This window comes from Pseudomonas sp. M30-35, from assembly GCF_002163625.1.
In the GTDB taxonomy this organism is placed as follows: Bacteria; Pseudomonadota; Gammaproteobacteria; order Pseudomonadales; family Pseudomonadaceae; genus Aquipseudomonas.
On the sequence record NZ_CP020892.1, the window covers coordinates 1,491,034 to 1,506,818 of the forward strand.

The window sequence follows — 15,785 nt, forward strand, 5'->3', positions numbered from 1 at the left end:
AGGCCAACTGCTGGTGCAGAGTGTGTTGCTGGTCTATCGTTTACTGCCTTATATGCGGTGTATCAAGGCAATGGAGGCACAGATGAACACTAGCGGTTTGCTTGAACAATTATTACGCGCGGGGTTGTCCGGGCAGGGAGGCTCTAGCCGAGGCGCAGGCGGTATGGCTGGAGGGCTTGGTGGCGTATTAGGTAGTGCGCTCGGCGGTCTGCTTGGTGGCTCGAGCAGTACTTCAGGTGGTGCTGGAGGCTTGGGTGGCCTGGGTGATTTGCTCGGCGGCTCAGGACCGGCGGGCCAGACAACTCAGTCGCGAGGCACTAACGCCAACAGCAGTGGCGGGATGAGCATGGGCAGTTTGGCCACGCTGGGTATGCTGGCTTATCAGGCGTACAGCGCTTGGCAAAAAAGTCAGGCACAGACCTCAGCAGCTCGTCCGGCAGCCATGGCGATGCCGCAAACTGTCGACATGCTCGCAGGCCCTGAAGTTGAAGAGCACAGTCACGCGATATTGCGTGCGCTGATTGCTGCGTCCAAGGCTGATGGGCGAGTTGATGAACAAGAGAAGAAGCTGATCTACGCCGAAATAGCCAAAATGACTTCTGACCCCGATCTGCAAAGCTGGTTGGATCAGGAAGTACGCAGTCCACTGGATGCCGCAGCGGTTGCCCAGGCAGCGAATAGCCCAGAAATGGCGGCTGAAATGTACCTGGCCAGTGCCATGTTGATTGGTGCTCAAGAGGGTGGTGAACGACAGTATCTCAATGATCTGGCTAGCCAACTACAGCTGGAGCCTGGCTTGCAGGCTCAACTGGAAGCGCACGCCGGTCTGCCGGGCTGATCGGTAGTTGCAAATATCAGGACAAACTTTGCCGGCCGCGCTCTGCGGCTGGCAGTGTCTCGCACGTGTTTGGCTCGCATGGCCCCCCCGACAAATGGATCGTTCTGTTAGCCCGCTTAAGCGGTTAGGCTGAGCCGTGACCGAATAAAAATTAGAAAGCGAGGCGTCAATGCAGCAACTTCTCGAGAGTTATGACTATCTGATCGTCGGCGCTGGACCCGCGGGGTGCCTGCTGGCTAATCGCTTGTCTGCCGACCCCAGCGTGCAAGTGTTGCTGCTTGAGGCGGGAGGGCGCGATAACTATCCGTGGATTCATATTCCGGTGGGTTACCTCTATTGCATTGGCAATCCGCGTACAGACTGGTGTTATGACACCGTTGCCGAGGCTGGGCTTAATGGTCGTGCGCTGAAGTATCCGCGCGGTCGGGTGCTCGGCGGCAGTTCCTCAATCAACGGCATGATTTATATGCGTGGTCAGCGCCAGGACTACGATGGCTGGGCGGCTGCGGGCAATACAGGTTGGTCTTGGGATGAAGTATTGCCGATCTTCAAGCGCAGCGAAAATCACTACGCCGGTGACAGCGAATTGCACGGCGGCCAGGGTGAGTGGCGAGTCGAGCAGCAGCGCCTGAAGTGGGATGTGCTGGAGTCGTTCAGGCAGGCCGCAGCACAAACTGGGATCGCCAGCATCGAAGACTTCAACGGCGGTGATAACGAAGGCTGCAGTTACTTTCAGGTTAACCAGCGCCGCGGTGTGCGCTGGAATGCCTCGAAAGCATTTTTGCGTGGGGTCGAGCACCGTGCAAACCTGCATGTTGTAACTGACGCTGACGTGCAGCGGGTAATCTTGGCCGATGGTCGGGCCCAAGGTGTACAGGTGCAACATCAAGGGCGTGAGCAGACGGTTAGGGCGCGCCGAGAAGTCATTTTGTGTGCCGGGGCGATTGGCTCACCTGCGTTGTTGCAACGCTCCGGCATTGGTCCGCGACCGTTATTGGAACGCTTGGGTATCACTGTCCAACATGACTTACCGGGGGTTGGCGAAAACCTTCAAGACCACCTGCAATTACGCCTAATTTATAAAGTAAGCGGGGTCAAAACCCTCAATCAAATAGCCTCGAAACTGACCGGGAAAATGGCCATGGGTCTTGAGTATTTGCTCAAGCGCAGCGGTCCGCTTGCGATGGCGCCAAGCCAGTTAGGTGCTTTTGCCCGTTCGAGCGCTGAGCAAACCAGCGCTAACTTGGAATATCACGTGCAACCCTTGTCGCTCGAGCGCTTTGGCGAGCCGTTGCATGCTTTTCCGGCGTTTACCGCTTCAGTGTGCAATCTGCGACCGTTTAGCCGCGGCAAGGTCGAAATTAATTCGCTCGACAGCACTGCAACGCCGTTGATTCAACCTAATTATCTAAGTGATCCGCGTGATTTACAGGTGGCTGCAGAAGCTATTCGACTCACTCGCCGGATTGTCGCTGCGCCGGCGCTGGCGGCCTTCAAACCTGAGGAATACAAGCCCGGCCCGAGTTATCAGAGTGACCAGGATTTGTACCGTGCGGCAGCAGAGATAGGCACTACCATTTTTCACCCAGTCGGCACCTGCAAGATGGGGCAAGGCGCCGATGCGGTGGTAGATGCACAGTTGCGGGTACACGGTGTTCCCGGTTTGCGAGTCGCCGATGCCTCAATTATGCCAAGCATCGTTTCGGGTAATACCTGCTCGCCCGTACTGATGATCGCGGAAAAAGCAGCGCAGATGATCATGCAAAGCCATTCAACAGCTATGGTTAATAGGGCGCATGCTGATTCGCTTACGCAAGGAGTTCGTGAGCCGGTAAGCAGCGAGTAACTATATTCGAAAGTGCGAAGCTGCTTTAGATAAGTCACTTGCAGTCGATAGAGTGAGTCACTAGAGTCGCCGCCATAGCGTTAAGCTATAGGCTGCGGATCTGCGTTGAATTTAGTACTTGAGATCGGGGAAAACTGTGAAGAACTGGACTGTTCGGCTGCGTATTGTTGCTAGTTTTGCGGTTGTCATTGCCATTCTGCTGCTACTTGCAGCCTATACATATACCGGTCTGCTGAGTATCGACGAAGAGGCCGATGTAGTACTGGACGATGCTGTTCCTGGCCTGTACGAGATTTCCAAGATCCGCAGTGTGTGGGTTGAGCATATGCTCATGACCCAGCAGCGTTTGCTTGTCGCATCTGCACGTACGGGTGGTTCTGAGTCAACGGGGCAGGGCGAATACGCGAAGAGTTATGCGGCCAGTGAAAAGCTGCTCGACAAAGAAATTGAGTTGTATAAACAAACCGTCTTTGACACCGCCGACAGAGAGCTTTTAGCTGGCTTTGAGCAAGACCGCATTGAATACCTGAAGCTCCACGCAGAATTTAAGACATTGGTCAGTCAAGGCAGGCTTGACCAAGCCTCAGCGTTGATTCGAGGCCCGCTTGCCAGCAAATGGCTGGAAGGTCAGGAGCAGCTTCACCAACTGGTCGATTTAAACCGTAGCAACGCCAAACTGGCGGTTGAGGACATAGCGTCTTCAGTGCGCGCACTGGAAATCAGTATCTTGATTGCTGTGTTGCTGGCCATGCTGATCGCCAGTATTTGCGGTTTCTTGCTATTGCGCGCCATTACCACACCAATTAAAACAATCGTACGGACGTTGCGAGTGATGGGCGAAGGTGATTTGTCGGTACGCCTCGACCTGCAACGCAACGATGAATTCAATGCGATTGAACTCGGTTTCAATGAGATGAGTGAGGCGCTGAAGTCGTTGGTGACTCAGGCGCAACGCTCAGCTGTGCAGATGACAACGGCGGTAACTGAAATCGCCGCGACCTCCAAGCAACAACAAGCCACTGTCACTGAAACCGCCGCGACCACCACCGAGATTGGTGCAACTTCGCGTGAGATTACCGCCACTGCACGCGATCTGGTGCGCACCATGGATGAGGTTTCCGGTACCGCCGAACAAACCTCAGTTCTGGCAGGCTCGGGCCAGCTTGGCCTGACACGCATGGAGGACACCATGCATCAGGTAATGGGCGCGGCTGATCTGGTTAATGCCAAGCTGGCGATTCTCAATGAAAAGGCTGGCAATATTAATCACGTGGTCACCACGATTGTTAAGTTTGCTGATCAAACTAACTTGTTATCCCTGAATGCTGCGATCGAGGCTGAAAAGGCCGGTGAATATGGTCGTGGTTTTGCGGTTGTAGCCACCGAAGTGCGCCGCCTTGCAGACCAGACGGCAGTGGCGACTTACGACATTGAACAAATGGTCCGAGAAATTCAGTCCGCGGTATCTGCCGGGGTGATGGGCATGGACAAGTTCTCGGAAGAAGTGCGTCGCGGAATTACAGAAGTTGGCCAAATGGGTGAGCAACTGTCGCAAATTATCCATCAGGTTCAAGCGCTGGCCCCGCGCGTGCAGATGGTCAATGAGGGCATGCAAGCACAGGCGACGGGTGCCGAGCAGATCAACCAAGCGTTAGTTCAATTGGGTGAGGCCAGCGGTCAGACCGTTGAATCGCTGCGTCAGACAGGGTCGGCAATTGATGAGTTAAATCAGGTGGCTGGCAGCCTGCGTTCCGGCGTTAGCCGTTTTAAGGTTTAAGCATCAATGAGCCTGCGAGCCAATTATCAGCAAGCTCGCCGCCAGCAAGGTGAGTTGCACTTGCTGTTTTCGCTGGGTGACGACCGCTATGCGCTTGATGTCCATGCCATTAGCGTGGTGTTGCCATTGCAGCAGCTCAAGCAAATACCTGATGCGCCAAAGTGGGTTTCAGGTTTGTTTGTATTTCGCGGTGAACCGTTGCTGGTGATTGATCTTAGCCATTTGGCACTTTCCAAACCCGCACAAAAGCGAGCCAGTACCCGTTTGGTCGTGGTCAAGTATTTATCGGCGGACGGCCAGCCCGTCCAGCTTGGCTTAATCCTTGAGCAAGCTACTGATACCCAGCGCTTGCTAAAGGAGGGTTTCAGCCCTAATCCGCTGCAAAATCCGCAGACACCCTACTTGGGCATGGTTCAACAAACCCCGCAAGGGATGGTTCAGCGCATCAGTGTTGAGCGGTTGTTGACTGATGAGGTGCGAGCGCTGCTGCTGCGTAATGCAGCGGATGATTCTGCTTATGGATGATCGGTTTGAGCAGTTACTCAAGCGCAAAATCGGCCTGGACGTTGAGTCTGTTGGGCAGGTGGTGCTTGAGCGAGCGATACGTCAACGCATCAAAGCCACGGCCAGCGGCGATGAGGATAGTTATTGGCAGCAGCTACACGTATCCCCGGCTGAGCAACTTGCCTTGGTTGAGGCGGTTGTGGTGCCTGAAACCTGGTTTTTTCGTTATCCAGAATCATTCAGTCAGTTGGTAAAGTTGGCGCAAGCTCGGCTAACCGAACTAAAGCATGCACGCCCGCTGCGAATTATCAGTTTGCCATGCTCGACGGGTGAGGAACCCTATTCGATTGTCATGGCCTTGCTCGATGACGGCCTGGCACCACAGTCGTTTGAAGTCGATGCGCTGGATGTCAGTGAACGGGTTATTCAACTGGCCAGTGAAGGGGTATACGGGCGCAATTCATTTCGCGGCGATTCCCTGGGCTTTCGTGATCGTCATTTCAGTGTTGAGGGCGATCGCTATTTGCTGGATCAATCGGTGCGTGAAAAAGTGAATTTGCAATGTAGCAACTTGTTCGCCACGAATTTGCATAGCACGCGCCAACCCTATGATTTCGTCTTTTGCCGCAATCTGTTGATCTATTTCGATAGGCCCACACAGCTACAGGCCTTGCAGACTTTGAAACGCTTATTGGCGCCGGGTGGTGCGATGTTTACCGGGCCGGCTGAGACCGGTTTGTTCAGCCAGAACGGTATGCAGGCATTGGCGGCGCCGCTGAGCTTTGTGTTTAAAGTAGCCGATGTCAGCCCGCCAGTATCGAAGCCAAGCGCAGGCTTGAGCTTTCAAACTCAATCTCAGGCAGCACGGCCATTACAGCCGGTCGCAAAACCGGTCATGGCTAAACCGCGGCAAGCTAATGTGAGCAAACCAGCATTGGCAGAGTTGCATTCGAGTGCTGAAGGTAGTGCAGTAACCAAGGCAGACACAGCAGCGGCTGAGTTGAGTGCAATTGAAGCATTGGCCAACAGCGGGCGCACCGCTGAGGCGTTAAAAGCCTGTCACCTGTTGTTAGACACGCACGGTGCCAGCGCCGGGCTGTTTTATTGGCTTGGATTGCTCAGTGATACCGTTGGCGATAGCGATGCCGCGCAGAATTTTTACCGCAAAGCACTCTATCTCGAGCCTGAACATATTGAGGCGTTATCGCACCTGGCGATGTTGCTGGAAGCCCGAGGTGATCAGGCCGGCGCCCGACGGTTGCGGCAGCGTGCGAGCCGTGGAGTAAATAACAGTGGTTGATAGTTCGCACCTCTACGCTAGCGATGAGGCCTTGCCGGCACTTGACGATTGCTGGAAACGCATTGGCGTGTACGGCGATAAAAGTTGCTCGCGTCTGGCTGCACATGTGCACTGCCGGAACTGTGAAGTGTATGCACAGGCGGCAATCAGTCTGCTCGACCGCTACGGTGCGCAGCTGCTTGAGCGCGACGACGCTACGACGGCGATTGAGGAAGACCTCGGTGAGCGCCGTTCAACCCTGATTTTTCGCCTTGGCGAACAGTGGTTTGGCCTTGCGACGACGGGTTTGGTCTCGGTGGTTGGACAAACGCCTATTCACTCATTACCGCATCAACGGTCACCTAACCTATTGGGGGTTACCAATGTTAATGGTGCGCTGGTTGCCTGTATTTCTCTGCAAGATTTGCTCGGTCTGGAGCCAACCGTAATTGCCAGTACTGAGCGCAGAGTGGTGCCGCGCATGCTGATTCTCGGTAGCCCTAACGGTGTGTTTGTGGTGCCGGTTGATGAGGTTGAAGGTATCCATTTGCTTGCTCTGCGCGATATCAAAAAACCTGCTCGCGGTACAGGCCAGGCTGCGGGTCAATACGCCAGTGGTGTGGTGCGCTGGCGCCAGCGCAGCATCACTCTGTTAGACGAACAATTACTGGTGCAGGCGATGATCAGGAGCCTGTCATGACTCCGGATCAAATGCGTGATGCACCTCTGCTTGAGTTGTTCCGCCTGGAGGCCGAAGAGCAGGTCAACGTGCTGAATGCGGGCTTGTTGGTGCTGGAGCGTGACCCAACAGACGCAGGCCAGCTTGAAGCCTGTATGCGTGCGGCACATTCGCTAAAAGGGGCTGCGCGTATTGTTGGCCTTGATGACGGTGTCAATGTTGCACACGTCATGGAAGATTTGCTGGTCGCCGGTCAAACAGGTTTATTGCGCATACAGCCGGACCATATCGACGCATTATTGCAGGGCTCTGATGCACTGTTGCGCATTGGTCAGGCGGGGCTGAGCAGTGCGCAGCAGGCGCAGCTTACCGAGCAAGTTAACAGTGTTGTTGCTCGCTTGCAGGCGTTGTTCGGGGCGGCTGTACCCTCGCTGGCACAAGCTCCGCAGCCCGCAGTCTCCAAGCCTGTAGCGCCTGCAGTTGAGCCAGAAGCGCAGGTGGCAGATGAATTGTCTGAGACTGCTCAGGATGCTAGTCATGAGCCGGCAACTGATGCGCGCGGGCGAGTGTTGCGCGTATCGGCTGAACGTCTTGACCATCTGTTGGATATGTCGGGTAAGTCGCTGGTTGAATTCCAGCGGATCAAACCGCTGAGTGAATCGTTGGCCCGCCTCAAGCGGTTGCATGCAACCACCAAGCGCTCTCTGGACGCTTTGCGTGAAGCAACTTTAGCGTCGTCCCTGGATGTACAAGCTCAGGCTTTGCTGAGTGAAAGCCGAGGCTTGCTCAGCGAGTGTCAACAAATGCTGCTGCAACACGTGGAAGCGTTTGATGAGTTTGCCTGGCAAGGGGGGCAGCGTACGCAAGCGTTGTACGATGCGGCTCTGACCTCGCGCATGCGTCCATTTGCCGATGTGTTGTCGGGGCAGGCGCGGCTGGTGCGTGATCTTGGGCGCTCGCTTGGTAAACAAGTACGCCTCGACATTGAAGGGGAAAGCACGCAGGTCGACCGAGATGTATTGGAGCGGCTTGAGTCACCTCTTACACACTTGCTGCGCAACGCTGTCGATCATGGGATTGAAAGCCCTGAGCAGCGCATTAATGCGGGCAAAGCGGCAGAGGGCATGATCAGTCTTCGCGCTCGTCACCATGCCGGAATGCTGGTGCTGGAGCTTCGCGACGACGGCGGTGGTGTTGATTTAGAACAACTGAAAGAGAGTATTCACGCGCGCAAACTGTCCACAGCTGAAACCATCGCGCAACTGAGCGAGGAAGAATTGCTGGCGTTTTTGTTTCTGCCCGGGTTCAGCATGCGCGATAAGGTCACCGAAGTCTCTGGGCGGGGTGTCGGGCTTGATGCGGTTATGCATGAGATTCGCCAATTACGTGGCAGCGTGCGCATGCAGCAAAATAACGGTCAGGGCAGTCTATTCGTCATTGAAGTGCCGCTAACCCTGTCGGTTGTGCGCAGTTTGGTCATTGAAATTGGTTCTGAAGCCTATGCGATCCCGCTGGCACATATTGAGTACATGCTGCGCCTTGAGCAGGAACAGATTGTTCAGCTTGAAGGGCGCCAGCATTTTTGGCATGAAAACCGTCATGTCGGTTTGATCGCAGCCAGTCAGCTACTGCAAAAAAGCGCCGGGCGTGTTGAGCAAGATGGCATTCCCGTGGTGCTGATTAATGATCGTGAAATGCTCTATGGGCTAACGGTTGAGCGCTTTATCGGCGAGCGCACCTTGGTGGTCATGCCGCTTGATCCGCGCCTTGGCAAAGTTCGCGATGTGTCGGCAGGCGCTTTGCTGGATGACGGCACGCCGGTATTGATCCTTGATATCGAAGACCTCTGCAGCTCAATTGGCAAACTGCTTGGGAGTGGCAACCTGCAGCGTGTCGACAGTCGCGATAAGCAGGCCGGTGGGCGCGCCCGTAAGCGTGTTCTGGTGGTTGATGACTCGCTTACTGTGCGCGAACTTGAGCGTAAGTTGTTGCTCAGCCGTGGCTATGAAGTGGCCGTGGCCGTAGACGGTATGGACGGCTGGAACGTGCTGCGGGCGGAGTCCTTTGATCTGCTGATTACCGATATAGACATGCCGCGTATGGACGGTATCGAGTTGGTCAGTCTGGTGCGGCGCGACAGCCGCATGCAGTCACTGCCAGTGATGGTGGTGTCTTATAAAGACCGTGAAGAAGATCGCCAGCGTGGTCTCGATGCGGGGGCTGATTACTACTTGGCCAAGGCCAGCTTCCACGACGAGGCATTGCTTGATGCTGTGCAAGTATTAATCGGGGATGCACAGGAATGAGGATCGGAATTGTCAATGACATGCCGTTGGCGATTGAAGCCTTGCGGCGAGTCATTAGTCGAGAGCAAACGCATCAGGTTATCTGGACCGCCAGAGATGGCGCTGAAGCGCTGCTGCGTTGCGAAGAGCAAAGGCCTGACGTGGTGTTGATGGATATGTTGATGCCACGTATGGGTGGCGTTGAAGCGACTCGAAGAATCATGGCCGAGTTTCCTTGCGCTATTTTGATCGTTACATCAGACATCGAACGTAACTTGAATATGGTGTTTGAGGCCATGGGGCATGGCGCTCTGGATGTGGTAAATACCCCGTCGCTGGGTGAGTCGCAGGCCGTTGACGCAGCAGCATTACTGCGCAAATTACACAATATCGGTTGGATGATTGGTCAGCACGGCGCCAAGACAGTGGCTTCGCCAGCCCAAACGGCAACCACACGCAAGCGTGAGCGCATCGTTGCCATTGGCGCTTCGGCAGGCGGACCAGCCTCGTTGGTTAGTTTGCTTAAACAGTTGCCCGATGACTTTAGCGCTGCGATTGTGCTGGTGCAGCATGTAGACGAAGTATTTGCCTTGAGCATGGCGCAGTGGTTGGCCAGTGAATCAAAGCTGCCAGTGCGTTTGGCGCAGTCGAATGATCGGCCTCAGCCGGGTGAGATACTGCTGGCGGGAACAAATAATCACCTGTCCATGCAAAGTGATGGACGCCTCAATTACTGCAAAGAGCCCCTTGAGCAAATATATCGACCATCAATCGATGTATTTTTTGACAGCCTGGTGCGTAATTGGCAAGGCGATGCGGTGGGCGTTTTGCTAACAGGTATGGGACGCGACGGCGCGCAGGGCTTGAAGCATATGCGTGAGCGAGGTTTTTTGACCATCGCCCAGGATCAAGCAAGTTGTGCGGTTTATGGCATGCCTAAAGCCGCTGCTGCTATCGATGCGGCGGTAGAGATTCTACCGCTCGACCAAATTGCGCTTAAATTGATTAACTATTACGCATAACACGTTGGCCGTTGGCTGAGTCGAGTAGGTAAAGGCACAATGCTATGAGTAGTCTGGAGAGTGTATGCACGATTCCAAGCAAATAGATGCGCAAGGCTTTGCTGCTGCGGCGAACGCAGTCATGGTTTTGTTGGTTGATGACCAGGCCATGATTGGCGAAGCCGTTCGTCGTGCATTGACGGAAGAAGAGGGCATCGATTTCCATTTTTGCTCGGACCCTAATAAAGCCGTTGAGATTGCTCGGCAAATCAAGCCTACCGTTATTCTGCAAGACTTGGTCATGCCTGGCATTGATGGTTTGAATTTGCTGTGCGCTTATCGAGCAGATGCTACCTTGCAAGATATTCCAATTATCGTGCTCTCGACCAAAGAAGAACCTCAAGTCAAGAGCGCGGCGTTTGCTAATGGTGCTAACGACTACCTGGTGAAATTGCCCGATAGTGTTGAACTGATCGCACGCATTCGTTATCACTCACGTTCCTATATTGCTCTACAGCAGCGTGACGAGGCGTTTCGCGCCTTGCGTGAAAGCCAGCAGCAACTGTTGGAAGCTAATCTGGTGCTGCAGCGCATGATGAAATCCGATGGTTTGACCGGCTTGGCCAATCGTCGGCATTTCGATGAGTACCTTGAAATTGAATGGAATCGTGCGCTTCGTGAGCAGAGCCAATTGTCGCTAGTGATGATCGATGTCGACTACTTCAAGGTTTATAACGACCAGTTCGGCCACGTTGCTGGCGATGACGTGCTGCGCCGTATCGGCACGGCGTTGGCCGAATCATGCTCGCGTTCCTCTGATTTGGCTGCGCGATACGGCGGAGAGGAGTTCGCAATGATACTGCCGGGGACATCTCCCGGCGGTGCGCGCTTGCAGGCCGAGAAAATTCGTAGGGCTGTTGAGGCGCTGGATATTCCACACTGTCGACCTGAAGTCGGATCGCCGGTGACGGTTAGTATCGGCGTGGCAACCGTTATGCCCGTTGCAGGAGGGAGCTCACTGGCTTTGGTTGAAAAGGCCGACTCTGGTTTGTATATGGCTAAAGACAATGGTCGTAATCAGGTCGGCGTCGAGCAATAGCACCCTGTAAACTCTGGGCTGTCGATGGCGGGCTACAGCAGGTATAATCGTCGGCTTTTCGAACGTTTTACCTGTGAGTGCCCGCAAGCTATGGAAATCAACCCGATCGTTAACAGCATCAAGGACCTCTCCGAGCGCACCCTGACAATTCGGGGGTATCTTTGACTACGATCAAAAGCATGATCGTCTAGTCGAAGTAAACCGTGAGCTTGAAGACCCGAATGTCTGGAATGACCCTGAGTATGCCCAGAATTTGGGGCGCGAACGCGCATCCCTTGCATTAATCGTCGAAACGCTGGACGACCTTCATACTGGCCTGGCCGATTGCAGTGACCTGCTCGAAATGGCCGCAGAAGAAGACGACCAGAACGCTGTTGATGATGTAGCCGCTGAAATTGAGCGTCTGCGTGGAATTCTTGAGAAACTTGAATTTCGCCGCATGTTCAGCGGTGATATGGACCCTAATAACGCCTATCTGGATATCCAGGCTGGCTCGGGCGGCACAGAGGCTCAAGATTGGGCCAACATGCTGCTGCGAATGTATCTGCGCTGGGCTGATAAGCGCGGCTTTGATGCGACCATCATGGAGCTGTCGGCCGGTGAAGTTGCCGGTATCAAAGGCGCTACAGTGCACATCAAGGGCGAGTACGCATTTGGTTGGCTGCGCACTGAGATCGGTGTTCATCGCTTGGTGCGCAAAAGTCCATTCGACTCTGGCAACCGCCGTCATACCTCATTTACTGCAGTGTTTGTCTCACCTGAAATCGATGACAACATTGAAATCGAGATCAATCCGGCGGATCTGCGTATCGACACCTATCGTTCTTCGGGCGCGGGTGGTCAGCACGTAAACACCACTGATTCGGCGGTACGTATCACTCACGTGCCAACAAATACCGTGGTGAGCTGCCAGAATGAACGCTCTCAGCACGCCAACAAAGACACCGCCATGAAAATGTTGCGGGCTAAGTTGTATGAGCAAGAAATTCAAAAGCGTAATGCTGCATCACAAGAGCTTGAAGACTCCAAGTCGGACATCGGCTGGGGCCATCAGATTCGTTCTTATGTGCTCGATCAGTCGCGAATCAAAGATTTGCGCACCAATATCGAGAACAGCAACTGCGACGCAGTGCTTGATGGTGACCTTGATGGCTTTATTGAGGCCAGTCTTAAACAAGGGCTGTAAAACACGTTGCCTCGCGCAGCTTGTAATAACGCAATGTAGGTTGAGTCCGGCTAAGCTGGGCGCAACGAGCGGCGCTGCATTTGCGTAGGATCCTGGCTAAACAGGCCGGATGTTGAGCATCGCCGCGCTCAGCAAAAACCTACGAATACAGGAACAGACGGAAGACCATGAGCGACGAACAACTCGACCAGCACGATCTGCAACAGGAAGAAAACAAGCTAATTGCCCAGCGCAAAGAAAAGCTTGCAGCCGTGCGTGAGCAAGGTAATGCCTTCCCAAATGACTTCCGCCGCGATAGCTATTGCGCGGACTTGCAGAAACAGTACGTCGATAAGACCAAGGAAGAGCTGGCTGAGGCCGCAATTCCAGTCAAGGTTGCCGGTCGAATCATGCTCAACCGTGGCTCGTTCATGGTGCTGCAAGACATGACTGGGCGTATTCAGGTCTACGTCAACCGCAAAACCCTGCCAGAAGAAACCCTGGCCGCGGTTAAAACCTGGGACCTGGGCGATATCATCGCCGCTGAAGGTACCTTGGCGCGCTCGGGCAAAGGCGATCTCTACGTTGAAATGAGCAGCGTACGTCTGCTGACCAAGTCACTGCGTCCGTTGCCTGATAAGCACCACGGCCTGACTGACACCGAGCAGCGCTATCGCCAGCGCTACGTTGACTTGATCGTCAACGAAGAAGTGCGTCAGGACTTCCGCGTGCGTTCGCAGGTGATCAGCCACATTCGTAAGTTTCTTGCCGAACGTGACTTCCTGGAAGTTGAAACACCGATGTTGCAGACCATTCCGGGCGGCGCTGCGGCCAAGCCATTTGAAACTCACCACAATGCGCTGGATATGCCGATGTTTTTGCGTATCGCGCCTGAGTTGTACCTCAAGCGTCTGGTTGTTGGGGGCTTTGAGCGGGTCTTCGAGATCAACCGTAACTTCCGTAACGAAGGTGTTTCGACTCGTCACAATCCAGAATTCACCATGCTTGAGTTCTACCAGGCTTACGCCGACTACGAAGACAACATGGACCTTACCGAAGAGCTGTTCCGTGAATTGGCGCAGCTGATCTTGGGTACAACGGATGTGCCGTACCAAGGCAAAGTCTTCCATTTTGGCGAGCCGTTCGTACGCTTGTCGGTATTTGATTCGATCCTCAAGTACACCGATGTGACGGCTGAACAGTTGCGCGACATAGGCAGCGCCCGTGAAATCGCCAAGAAAGCCGGCGCCAAGGTGCTGGGCTTTGAAGGTCTGGGCAAGTTGCAGGTGATGATTTTCGAAGAGCTGGTCGAACCAAAACTTGAACAGCCGCATTTCATTACCCAATACCCGTTTGAAGTCTCGCCGTTGGCGCGTCGCAATGACCAAGATCCAAGTGTCACTGATCGCTTTGAGCTGTTCATTGGTGGTCGCGAAATTGCCAACGCATACTCCGAGCTTAATGATGCGGAAGATCAGGCCGAGCGCTTTATGGCGCAGGTTGCTGATAAGGACGCAGGCGATGATGAAGCCATGCATTACGATGCTGATTTTGTTCGTGCGCTGGAATACGGCATGCCGCCGACCGCAGGTGAAGGCATCGGTATTGACCGTTTGGTCATGCTGCTGACCGATGCCCCTTCAATCAGGGATGTAATCCTGTTTCCACATATGCGGCCGCAAGCGTAGGATGTTGGCAAAAGCCGCCTTCGGGCGGCTTTTTGTTTCTGGATCAAGATGTCGCAAAACGACAACTCTTTATCGTTTGCATGAACCTCAACAATTGGCCGTGCCGGACAGGATGATCTTGCGCAGTGCTGTGTGGTTTTGGGGTCGTATGAAAATCGACACAGAAAACAGGGCGCCGTTTGTTTGTCGGTAAAACCTAAAAGTCTAGGGAAGCTAAAAATCCGTTTATAAGTATGTGTTCGAGGATTGCCTGCCGTGAAACAAGTAAGTGATAGCCCCGCGGTCATTGCTGTAACCGACAGTATTCAGTACCGCGGGCGTAAAGCCAGCCGTGCTGGGAGTGAGAAGCGCCGTCAGGCAATTCTTGAGGCTGCGCTGCGCATTATTGTGCGTGAGGGCGTGCGTGCTGTTCGCCATAGAGCTGTGGCTGCCGAAGCGCAGGTTCCGCTGTCCGCGACCACCTATTACTTCAAAGATATTAACGACCTTATCAGTGACACCTTCACGCTCTTCGTCGAGCGTTGCGCCGCTAACCAGAATCAGCTCTGGGCCCGCAACGAGACACTGTTGCAGGATCGCGTGAGCAAATTTGATGGTTCACCAGACGCGTTGCGCTCCTTTGCCGATGAGGTTGCGCACATAGCCGTCGCCTTCGTTCGTGATCAACTGATTAATCGTCGCGATCATTTATTGGCCGAGCAAGCGTTCCGTCACGAAGCGCTGCTTAATCCACGTCTGCATGAGCTGGTACGTGCACAAGCGCAAATCCTTTTGCAGGGTGCAACACGGTTGTTCACTATTCTCGGCTCAAAACATCCGCTCGAGGATGCAACACTCTTGACGACTGTGGTCGAGCGCATGGAATATCAAGGCCTGATAGAAGGTGTTGATACGCTGGACATTGAGGCAATGTTAGCCATTCTTAAACGGTACATGTATTTGGTTCTGGACGTCTAAAACGGTCGCAGGCAGCAGGTTGCCGGTTTCACACTGGCAGAGCAAAAAGCAGCAGCGGGCGGAGCAGTAAAAAACCGATTTCACAAGGAGAGCTGAATGAACGCTTGGCGTGCGCTGGTTGCCTTGTCCTTTTTGTTGTTGAGTGGCTGCTTAGTTACCTTTAAAGACCCGATCCCGGCAAATGAAGCCGCACCTATTCCGCTCCTGGGCGAGTGGTCGCGCAAGAATGAATGGAACGAGTTGCAGTACCTCGAAATCAGTCGCTCGGGCTCAAATACCTACAAGGCAAGAAGCTTTGAAGGCAGTCCGGATAACCTGGTTGATGCTGAAGAATACGGTTTTACCGTTGCGCATCACGGCAGCCGCTGGTACCTGTCGACTGGTTTGCCCAAGCGTCTGGGTGCCAATTTTGTAATCCTTGGTTTTGAGCTGACGCGCAATAATGAGCTGGTGTTGTACAGTCTCGACGTTGAACGCATGCTGCAAGAGCTCGAAGAGGGCATGTGGCAAGGTAAAATGGTTGAGATGCCGGTTGGCGAGGGCGTATTGATTACCTCGCCGATGGATAAGGTCTTTGCTTACTTGAATGACCCCGCCAACTCGGACGTGTTTATCGAGATTGCGCGCTATCAGCGCGAGGGTGAATGATTTTGCTGGTCTTGAGGCC

At 54.1% G+C, this 15,785-nt stretch carries 13 protein-coding genes; all 13 read left to right on the forward strand.

Annotated elements, in window-relative coordinates; translation table 11 throughout:
- The first annotated feature begins 82 nt into the window (after nucleotides 1–82).
- Nucleotides 83–838, forward strand: a complete 756-nt coding sequence (locus B9K09_RS06970) for a tellurite resistance TerB family protein (RefSeq protein ID WP_087516128.1) — start codon at nucleotides 83–85, stop codon at nucleotides 836–838.
- Between the two features lie 169 nt (nucleotides 839–1,007).
- Nucleotides 1,008–2,684, forward strand: a complete 1,677-nt coding sequence (locus B9K09_RS06975) for a GMC family oxidoreductase (protein WP_087516129.1) — start codon at nucleotides 1,008–1,010, stop codon at nucleotides 2,682–2,684.
- Between the two features lie 136 nt (nucleotides 2,685–2,820).
- Entirely contained in the window at nucleotides 2,821–4,461 is a 1,641-nt protein-coding gene (locus B9K09_RS06980) for a methyl-accepting chemotaxis protein (RefSeq protein ID WP_087516130.1), read from the forward strand.
- Between the two features lie 6 nt (nucleotides 4,462–4,467).
- Complete coding sequence (locus B9K09_RS06985; RefSeq protein WP_087516131.1) at nucleotides 4,468–4,986, forward strand: chemotaxis protein CheW; 519 nt, start codon at nucleotides 4,468–4,470, stop codon at nucleotides 4,984–4,986.
- The gene (locus B9K09_RS06990; protein ID WP_087516132.1) at nucleotides 4,979–6,265 is read left to right on the forward strand and encodes a CheR family methyltransferase; all 1,287 of its coding nucleotides are present in this window, start codon (nucleotides 4,979–4,981) and stop codon (nucleotides 6,263–6,265) included. Before B9K09_RS06985 ends, B9K09_RS06990 begins: the two co-directional genes overlap by 8 nt.
- Entirely contained in the window at nucleotides 6,258–6,944 is a 687-nt protein-coding gene (locus B9K09_RS06995; RefSeq protein ID WP_087516133.1) for a chemotaxis protein CheW, read from the forward strand. Before B9K09_RS06990 ends, B9K09_RS06995 begins: the two co-directional genes overlap by 8 nt.
- The gene (locus B9K09_RS07000; protein ID WP_087516134.1) at nucleotides 6,941–9,229 is read left to right on the forward strand and encodes a hybrid sensor histidine kinase/response regulator; all 2,289 of its coding nucleotides are present in this window, start codon (nucleotides 6,941–6,943) and stop codon (nucleotides 9,227–9,229) included. Before B9K09_RS06995 ends, B9K09_RS07000 begins: the two co-directional genes overlap by 4 nt.
- A complete protein-coding gene (locus B9K09_RS07005; protein WP_087516135.1) occupies nucleotides 9,226–10,230 on the forward strand; it encodes a chemotaxis response regulator protein-glutamate methylesterase in 1,005 nt (334 codons plus the stop codon). The genes B9K09_RS07000 and B9K09_RS07005 overlap by 4 nt, the downstream gene beginning before the upstream one ends.
- A 64-nt stretch (nucleotides 10,231–10,294) precedes the next feature.
- Nucleotides 10,295–11,308 carry a diguanylate cyclase gene (locus tag B9K09_RS07010; protein WP_087516136.1) on the forward strand — a complete coding sequence of 338 codons (1,014 nt, stop codon included), beginning with the start codon at nucleotides 10,295–10,297 and terminating at the stop codon, nucleotides 11,306–11,308.
- A 90-nt stretch (nucleotides 11,309–11,398) separates the two neighbouring features.
- Nucleotides 11,399–12,494 (forward strand): peptide chain release factor 2 gene (gene prfB / locus B9K09_RS07015; protein WP_157699331.1). Its coding sequence is split into 2 segments (ribosomal slippage): nucleotides 11,399–11,470 and nucleotides 11,472–12,494, totalling 1,095 coding nucleotides; the frame shifts between segments, so codons are not numbered across the junction.
- A 167-nt stretch (nucleotides 12,495–12,661) separates the two neighbouring features.
- Nucleotides 12,662–14,161 (forward strand): lysine--tRNA ligase, encoded by a 1,500-nt coding sequence (lysS, locus tag B9K09_RS07020; RefSeq protein WP_087516137.1) that lies wholly within the window; start codon nucleotides 12,662–12,664, stop codon nucleotides 14,159–14,161.
- Nucleotides 14,162–14,407: 246 nt separating this feature from the next.
- Nucleotides 14,408–15,118 carry a TetR family transcriptional regulator gene (locus B9K09_RS07025; RefSeq protein WP_087516138.1) on the forward strand — a complete coding sequence of 237 codons (711 nt, stop codon included), beginning with the start codon at nucleotides 14,408–14,410 and terminating at the stop codon, nucleotides 15,116–15,118.
- A gap of 96 nt (nucleotides 15,119–15,214) precedes the next feature.
- Nucleotides 15,215–15,766 (forward strand): hypothetical protein, encoded by a 552-nt coding sequence (locus tag B9K09_RS07030; RefSeq protein WP_087516139.1) that lies wholly within the window; start codon nucleotides 15,215–15,217, stop codon nucleotides 15,764–15,766.
- Nucleotides 15,767–15,785: the final 19 nt, after the last annotated feature.

What these genes read in the sequence shown, in the direction of transcription:
- B9K09_RS06970 (WP_087516128.1), top strand. Translation starts at nt 83, where the DNA reads ATGAACACTAGCGGTTTGCTTGAACAATTATTACGCGCGGGGTTGTCC.
- B9K09_RS06975 (WP_087516129.1), top strand. Translation starts at nt 1,008, where the DNA reads ATGCAGCAACTTCTCGAGAGTTATGACTATCTGATCGTCGGCGCTGGA.
- B9K09_RS06985 (WP_087516131.1), top strand. Translation starts at nt 4,468, where the DNA reads ATGAGCCTGCGAGCCAATTATCAGCAAGCTCGCCGCCAGCAAGGTGAG.
- B9K09_RS06990 (WP_087516132.1), top strand. Translation starts at nt 4,979, where the DNA reads ATGGATGATCGGTTTGAGCAGTTACTCAAGCGCAAAATCGGCCTGGAC.
- B9K09_RS07000 (WP_087516134.1), top strand. Translation starts at nt 6,941, where the DNA reads ATGACTCCGGATCAAATGCGTGATGCACCTCTGCTTGAGTTGTTCCGC.
- B9K09_RS07005 (WP_087516135.1), top strand. Translation starts at nt 9,226, where the DNA reads ATGAGGATCGGAATTGTCAATGACATGCCGTTGGCGATTGAAGCCTTG.
- B9K09_RS07010 (WP_087516136.1), top strand. Translation starts at nt 10,295, where the DNA reads ATGCACGATTCCAAGCAAATAGATGCGCAAGGCTTTGCTGCTGCGGCG.
- lysS (WP_087516137.1), top strand. Translation starts at nt 12,662, where the DNA reads ATGAGCGACGAACAACTCGACCAGCACGATCTGCAACAGGAAGAAAAC.
- B9K09_RS07030 (WP_087516139.1), top strand. Translation starts at nt 15,215, where the DNA reads ATGAACGCTTGGCGTGCGCTGGTTGCCTTGTCCTTTTTGTTGTTGAGT.